The sequence below is a fragment of the Henriciella sp. genome (assembly GCF_049649345.1).
Taxonomy (GTDB): Bacteria; Pseudomonadota; Alphaproteobacteria; order Caulobacterales; family Hyphomonadaceae; genus Henriciella.
Map to the genome: position 1 here is coordinate 1 of NZ_JBARZC010000663.1, position 6,361 is coordinate 6,361.

Sequence of the window (6,361 nt, forward strand, 5' to 3'; positions counted from 1 at the left end):
GATTCCTCTCACAGTTCTGAAGGGCTTTGGTTAAACCCACCCGCAAAATGTTGGGCGGGCGCCCCGACAGGATTGCCGCTTGCTTAGGCGTCATTCTCTCTACAAGCAGCAGCGAAGTCGCGACACGCTCGACATAGGTTAGTTGATTGACCCAATTGCCGAGGGATCCATCATTCGAAGCGGCCCGCGTCGGCGTGATAACAGCGCCCTTTCGGTGCACAGCATCGTCGAATGCGTCGAAACCAAGTTCGAACAGATCGAGTTCGGAATAATCCCGGTCGGTCGAATTCCCCGCCCGGTTAGCGCTTAAGAAGGCCTCTCTGAGAATACTGTCAGCGAGTTTGTGGTCCCTGGTCAGAATCAGTCCCATTCGCCGCAAGCGGCGCAATAGCGGTTCGTTCGGGTCCGATTCTATGGAGGAGTTCGTCAAGCAATATGTCCCGAGCCTTTCGTTATCCTACCTCACCCTCGGCTCGCTGCATTAATCTGCGTCAACTCGTAGTAGCCCATTGCGTTTCGGCGGGCTGCGGCGGTCCGGCGTAATAAGGCTGAGCTTCTTGAGGTGCAGATAGTCGGTGTCAAAATGAGAAAGCCGGGCCAAGCGCTCCCGATCTTCAAGGATGATCGATCCCCGCTCCTCGGATATGAGCCCGGACCTGCGCATTGCCGACATTGTTCGTGAAACGTGCACCGGTGTCAGTCCAAGCGCATCTGCAATGTCTGACCTTGTGACAGGCATGACGAGCTGATCTGTCTCCTGGCCTGTCGCGCCGACATATCGCCGGTGCAATTCAAGCAACATGTGGCCGATCCGCTCGCGAGCCGATCGCCGGCCGATCCGCACAATCTGCTCGCGCAAGATCGATTCTTCCTGCACCGCCGCCCACCAGAATGCAGCGGCCAGCCGCGACGACTGTCCGAGCATAGCAATAAACGGTTTCGACGGAATTACGGAAACCTCGCACTCGGTTATGGCGGTAACAGTGTGGTCGGCCTTCAGGTCAGCGAGGGACTGCAGGTCGAAGACGTCGCCTGGAAGCATGAAATTGACAATCTGTCGGCGTCCGTCTTCCAGAAGCCGGTACCGCAGAGCCCATCCGGACTGGAGAATGAACACTTCATTTGCGTCTTCGCCGGCAACGATCAGATCTTCGCCCGCGTCGAAAATGCCATCTTTCTTGTCTAGCTTGGTCAGAGGCGACCAGGCGTCGTCTGCCAGATCGACATATTGAGCGAATTTGTTTTTAAACACTTTCATGCCTTTTCGAAGCTCCTTGGGCGGCGAAGGTCCTGATTTCACGATGTCTTCGTCGACTTTCGGAACAGATTACCGCTGTAGCCGTTATTGTAGTGATAGATGATTAGAGGAGAAATGTATGGCTACCAAGTCACCTAGTACCAAATCGAACGGATCAACAGTGGTCGCGGACAATGCTGCAAAGGCAGCACAGTCGGATTATGACGCTCTGAAGTCCGATCTTTCGCAACTGCGCGACGATGTCGCCTCTCTCGCCGGGAACTCTGGCAAGTACATCAAGGGACGCTCTTCGGAGGGTCTCGAAAAAGGTTATGCCCAGTCGAAAGAATATTTCGAAAAGGCAAAATCAGAGGCCTCGAACGGTCGCGAATATGTAGAAAACAAGGTTCGCGAAAATCCATTGACCTCAGTTGGCATCGCATTTGGAACCGGGGTACTCCTCGCGGCACTTCGTCGCCGCTAGGTAACCCATAATGGATGTTGCAAAACTTAGGATTGCCGCGTGTGTCGGTGCAGCCTTTTTCGGCTTCATCGGCACAACGGCATTATGCGTGGCTGGTACGCTCGCCCTTGTGCCCGTAATGGGACTTATATGGGCGACGTTCACGATGGCGTGCGTCATGCTCTTTTTCGGGTGCATCTGCGCGATCATTTTCCTGAAGCCCAGCAAAACGACGGAAGAGGAGCTCGATCAATTCGAGAATGCGACGGCCGATATGCTGGCCGAGCTTCCATTCGATACGATTGCGTCAATTGTCGAAAAACGGCCTATTGCTGCCGCGTCCATGGCACTGGCAGCCGGCTACCTAATCGTATCCAATCCAGATCAGGCAGCGAAAGGCTTGCAAAAGCTAGTGGATGAACTGATTTAGATCAGGCATGCCCATGCCATTATTGCGTTCTCAGATGACGTCCTGCGAGAATCCCGCGGAGGGCGCTTCATGCTGAGAACAGCTTTTCTCGTCATATCAGCCCTTACTACAGGGGTCAGCCTTGGCCGTAAGGCCATTGATACGGCGGTTGAACGCAAGAAACAGTCGATAATCGATCAGGCGGCGAAGGATGCGCGCGAGCGGATCCGGCATCATGCAGAGCTGTACCTCAGAAACAGCATTACGCAGTTCGTCCAGGCTGTCTTCATCAAGACATTATTGCTGGTCGGCGCTTGGATCGCTTACAGGACGGGTCTGGTTCCCCACACCGTATTGTCGCTGATTGTCGGCGCCCTACTGCTCGTCTTTGTCATACGCGATTTTATCGTGTTTTTCCCGACGGGCCGGATGATCGCAAGTGAGCTGCACACTCATGGCTGGCATCCCAAACGGGCCGTCAGTGAGACTGTAGCCGCCCTGGTGTTCGAGCAGGTTCTGACCGAAGCAGGAGAAATAAAAACCGGACGAGTTACGCAGATCATGCTCGCCTTGTCGGGTCACAAGATGGACAATCTGACCCAGGAAGTGGCCGGGAAAGTGTCAGCGATCGCCAAAGAAACCAGCTGGCAGGACCTGCGCCCCTTCATGCTCGCCGCTGCCGGCAAATTCGTTGTACTATCAGCCCTTTATTCTACTTTCGTGTTCATCCTTCTGCATAGCGCGTAAACGGACCCGGACTTAAATCATTACCCGACCGTAAACATTGTCATACCCGTGTGGAACTGCATCTGTGCCGCGGCGTTTTTTGTTTGGTATTAAGCAGAAAGCGAGGGAGTGATCCCATGCAGATTTTAATCAAGACAGCGCTCGCAGCGTCATTCGCATTCACAGGCGCACTGACAGCTTCAGCAGACATGATTGAACTCACGTCTGCAGAAAAAGGCGAGGTGAGCCAAGCCTGCAAGATCGGTCTTCCGCTCATTCCAGTCGCCTCAGACTTTGGCTATGAGACGGGCCAGTTTGCCCTCCCGATTTCAGGCCAGGATGGAGAGGTGCGCTCTGCTCTCATCGTCAGTGAGACCGCGCTTGAGGAAATCCCTGAGTGCAAGGCTGAAATCGAAGCCTTTGCCGAGCATTCGACTGAAGGCAAAGACGCCGTTTCCTAAAATTGCCGATTGGTGCGGGCGGCCGGGATTGAACCGGCAAGGCCGTAAGGCCGAGGGATTTTAAGTCCCTTGCGTTTACCAATTTCGCCACGCCCGCAACCCGTGTGACCGCCTCTTATGGTCAATCCCCTGCCCGCGCAAGGACGGGCGCTATGTGGCCCGTTCGAAGATGGCTGCCAGACCTTGGCCGCCGCCAATACACATCGTCTCCAGCCCATACCGCGCTTCACGCCGTTGCATCTCATTGAGCAGCGTCGTCAGGATACGGACACCCGTGCAACCGACAGGATGGCCAAGCGATATCCCGGATCCATTGGGGTTGAGCCGCTCATAATCTTCCTTCTGGAAACCGAGCGCTTTGGTGCAGGCCAGAACCTGCGACGCGAAGGCTTCGTTGAGCTCGATCACATCGAGGTCCGACAGCTTCAGTTCAGCCCGGTCCAGCGCCTTGGTTGTCGAGGGGACCGGCCCAATACCCATCACTCCAGGGCCGACACCCGCCACTGACCAGGACACCAGCCGGGCAAGCGGCGTCAAACCATACTTCTCAGCCGCCTCCGCTGTGCAGACGATACAGGCTGCCGCGCCGTCATTCTGGCCGGATGCATTTCCGGCTGTCACGGTCGCGTCGGGATCAACCTTGCCGCGGATAGGGCGAAGGGTGGAAAGTTTCTCGATATTTGAATCCGGCCTGATGTGTTCGTCCTTGTCGACCACTGTCTCCGATTTGCGGGACTTTACAGTGATGGGAATAATTTCGGCGTGAAATTTGCCAGCCGCCTGCGCTGCGGCGGCTTTCTTGTGGGAATTGACGGCAAACTCATCCTGCGCCTCTCGCGAAATCTGATAATCTCGGCGCAGGTTCTCAGCCGTTTCTATCATGCCGCCTGGGACCGGAAAGTTCTTGCCGCCTGCTGTATAGCGTCCACGTGAGAGACCGTCATGAAGGGTAAGGCCGTCGCCCTTGATCTGCCATCTCATATGATTTGAGAAGAAAGGCGCGTTCGACATGGATTCAGCACCGCCTGCGATCATGACATCGCTTGCGCCTGTCGCGACTTGCATGATCGCGTAAATCACGGCCTGAAGACCAGATCCGCAGCGGCGGTCAATTTGTATTCCGCCTGTTTCGATCGCCAGTCCAGCATCAAGTGCAACGACACGGCCAAGTGCCGGCGCTTCCATGGATGGATAACATTGTGCGAAAACGCAGTCCTCAACAGCGTCGTGAGGCAGTCCTGTACGCTGGATCAGCGTCCTTACAACTTCTGACGCCAAATCATGCGCATGGACGTCCCGAAAGCTGCCTCCAAAACCACCAACCGCTGTCCGCAAAGGCGAACAAATAACCGCATCTCTCACACAAAATCCTCCCAGAAATTGTGTGGACTACACTCAATTCAGGAGGAGCTGACAAGAGCCAGTTCGCCGCAATTTCCCGGAAGTCCGGCTCACCCTCCCACAGCGACGAATTCGCCATTGGCATAAGTGACAGAACGAATGTCCACTTCTTTCAGATTGGACGAATTGGTGTTGGGCTGTTTCACCCAAGCTGTATCCACTCGCCCGGAGTCGGCCTTTTCAACCAGAGCCACCCTGCCGAGCGGCACGCCATTGGCCGTCTGAACCTGGGTGCCCGGACGGATATAGTCGTTCGATGCGTTCTGAGATTCTCGATAGGCATCTGTCAGCACAACTCGTGTCGTGCCTTGGGAGGTAGGCCCTGCGGTCTGTTCATCTTTAGAGTGTGCTCTGAACCCGGCGGCCGACTTTTGCACAGTATAACTGAGCTGATCCGCTTCATCTCCGCGTTCCGATGCAACCCTGATTTCGCCCGGCTGGCGGACAGGCCCGCCGAGGAGTTCTGGCGCCGACGCATAGATATAGGCCTGCTCCTCAATTGCCGGTTTCAAGCTGCGCTCGGGGGCTGTACTCGCCTCATGCGCCGATTGGGCTGACGCGGTTCCAGCAATGGCAGCCGTGAAGAATATTGCGATCAGCAGGCGGGCGGGCATTCAGGTGTCCTTGCTTTGCCAGGTTCACCAAAACAACGAGCACGCCGGGTGGGAGTTCCTGAATGAGACTAGTCCTCAACAGGTGAAGGCGCAGCCGTTTCCTCGTCTGCTTCGTCTGAAGGCGGCGGCGGAGGGCCGGTGACCGGTTTGCTCTCACTGACTTCGCGCATTTTCTGCAAGCGCGCCTTTTCCACAATCTCCCGGTCCCGGTCGACTTCGGCGCGAAGGTCATCCAGCGCGGTCCGCGGGCCGAAGCGGCCTTCGGATGTGAAGGAAGACTCGACTTCCGACGTGTATGCACCTGTCGCGCCATCTTCATTACTGGTCGCGATTTGCGACCAGGCAGGCGATTGCAAGGCCAAAGGAAGCAGGCCGAGCGATAATATACGAAGGGACATGGGGGCTCCTGACATTCTGATCCGGATCGTCGGGAGCCGGAGGCCCTGAATTTCCGCCTGCTCCCGGGCAGGAGCCTAGCTTGTTTCAGTCCTGTTGTCCCCTTCCGCGTTGGGTAACGGATTTGCGCGCGGCCTCAACGCTTTCTGCACTCACTCCTGCAGCATGTTCTGCAGATCGCGCGATTTCCAGCCGCATCGCATCGCCGAATTTCGAGGCAAACCCATCATCTATCACTTTTTTGTATTTCTTGAGCATGTCCGGCTCGCAGCTCGCCATGTCATGGCCGAGTTTGATAGCGGCTGGGAGCAAGTCGTCGGCGCTGTAGACGCGGTTGACGAGCCCCCAACGTTCTGCCGTCTCCGCATCAAGGAAATTACCGGTGAAGGAGAGTTCCTTGGCGCGGCTAATCCCAATGAGGCGGGAGAGTTTCTGGCTGAGCCCCCAGCCGGGCATGATGCCAACCCGCGCATGGGTATCAGCGAATTTCGCGTTTTCGGACGCAAGCAGGACGTCGCACATCAGGGCAAGCTCAAAGCCGCCCGTGATCGCAAAGCCGTTGATCGCGCCGATAATCGGCCAGGGAAACTCTGCAAGGCCCTTAGCGAGGTCAATATCGCCGCCGTCTGCGCCGAGCGCGAAGCCCGTCTGGCC

The 6,361-nt window shown here is 56.3% G+C and carries 10 protein-coding genes and 1 tRNA gene; 4 read left to right on the plus strand and 7 right to left on the minus strand.

The genetic code is table 11. The annotated features are described in order from the left end of the window. Together WA989_RS18140 and WA989_RS18145 are read right to left on the minus strand one after the other, a co-directional pair. Positions 1-430: hypothetical protein (locus WA989_RS18140; protein ID WP_424341876.1), on the minus strand; the 430-nt coding region annotated here is incomplete at its 3' end. 51 nt (positions 431-481) lie between these two features. Continuing rightward, a complete protein-coding gene (locus WA989_RS18145) occupies positions 482-1,258 on the minus strand; it encodes a Crp/Fnr family transcriptional regulator (RefSeq protein ID WP_424341877.1) in 777 nt (258 codons plus the stop codon). 118 nt (positions 1,259-1,376) lie between these two features. On the opposite strand from WA989_RS18145, the gene WA989_RS18150 reads away from it, so the two are divergent. The 4 genes from WA989_RS18150 (at position 1,377) to WA989_RS18165 (ending at position 3,296) form a co-directional block, all read left to right on the plus strand. Then, entirely contained in the window at positions 1,377-1,721 is a 345-nt protein-coding gene (locus tag WA989_RS18150) for a DUF883 family protein (protein WP_424341878.1), read from the plus strand. 10 nt (positions 1,722-1,731) lie between these two features. Beyond that, positions 1,732-2,130 (plus strand): hypothetical protein, encoded by a 399-nt coding sequence (locus WA989_RS18155; protein ID WP_424341879.1) that lies wholly within the window; start codon positions 1,732-1,734, stop codon positions 2,128-2,130. 69 nt (positions 2,131-2,199) lie between these two features. Continuing rightward, a complete protein-coding gene (locus tag WA989_RS18160) occupies positions 2,200-2,856 on the plus strand; it encodes a hypothetical protein (protein ID WP_424341880.1) in 657 nt (218 codons plus the stop codon). 116 nt (positions 2,857-2,972) lie between these two features. Further along, a complete protein-coding gene (locus WA989_RS18165; RefSeq protein WP_424341881.1) occupies positions 2,973-3,296 on the plus strand; it encodes a hypothetical protein in 324 nt (107 codons plus the stop codon). A 10-nt stretch (positions 3,297-3,306) separates the two neighbouring features. Here the strand turns inward: WA989_RS18165 and WA989_RS18170 are convergent. The 5 genes from WA989_RS18170 to WA989_RS18190 all read right to left on the minus strand — a co-directional run. Then, a tRNA-Leu gene (locus WA989_RS18170) sits at positions 3,307-3,393 on the minus strand. A gap of 53 nt (positions 3,394-3,446) precedes the next feature. Continuing rightward, entirely contained in the window at positions 3,447-4,658 is a 1,212-nt protein-coding gene (locus WA989_RS18175) for an acetyl-CoA C-acetyltransferase (protein WP_424341882.1), read from the minus strand. A gap of 89 nt (positions 4,659-4,747) precedes the next feature. After that, positions 4,748-5,311: a hypothetical protein gene (locus tag WA989_RS18180; protein WP_424341883.1), complete on the minus strand. Its 564-nt coding sequence runs from the start codon at positions 5,309-5,311 to the stop codon at positions 4,748-4,750. A 68-nt stretch (positions 5,312-5,379) separates the two neighbouring features. After that, the gene (locus WA989_RS18185) at positions 5,380-5,709 is read right to left on the minus strand and encodes a hypothetical protein (RefSeq protein WP_424341884.1); all 330 of its coding nucleotides are present in this window, start codon (positions 5,707-5,709) and stop codon (positions 5,380-5,382) included. An 85-nt stretch (positions 5,710-5,794) separates the two neighbouring features. Next, positions 5,795-6,361, minus strand: a 567-nt coding sequence (locus tag WA989_RS18190; RefSeq protein WP_424341885.1) for an enoyl-CoA hydratase-related protein, incomplete at its 5' end; no start/stop codon positions are given.

Excerpts from the sequence above, each read along its gene's own strand:
- WA989_RS18145 (WP_424341877.1), bottom strand. The coding sequence starts at position 1,258 with ATGAAAGTGTTTAAAAACAAATTCGCTCAATATGTCGATCTGGCAGAC.
- WA989_RS18150 (WP_424341878.1), top strand. The coding sequence starts at position 1,377 with ATGGCTACCAAGTCACCTAGTACCAAATCGAACGGATCAACAGTGGTC.
- WA989_RS18155 (WP_424341879.1), top strand. The coding sequence starts at position 1,732 with ATGGATGTTGCAAAACTTAGGATTGCCGCGTGTGTCGGTGCAGCCTTT.
- WA989_RS18160 (WP_424341880.1), top strand. The coding sequence starts at position 2,200 with ATGCTGAGAACAGCTTTTCTCGTCATATCAGCCCTTACTACAGGGGTC.
- WA989_RS18165 (WP_424341881.1), top strand. The coding sequence starts at position 2,973 with ATGCAGATTTTAATCAAGACAGCGCTCGCAGCGTCATTCGCATTCACA.
- WA989_RS18180 (WP_424341883.1), bottom strand. The coding sequence starts at position 5,311 with ATGCCCGCCCGCCTGCTGATCGCAATATTCTTCACGGCTGCCATTGCT.
- WA989_RS18185 (WP_424341884.1), bottom strand. The coding sequence starts at position 5,709 with ATGTCCCTTCGTATATTATCGCTCGGCCTGCTTCCTTTGGCCTTGCAA.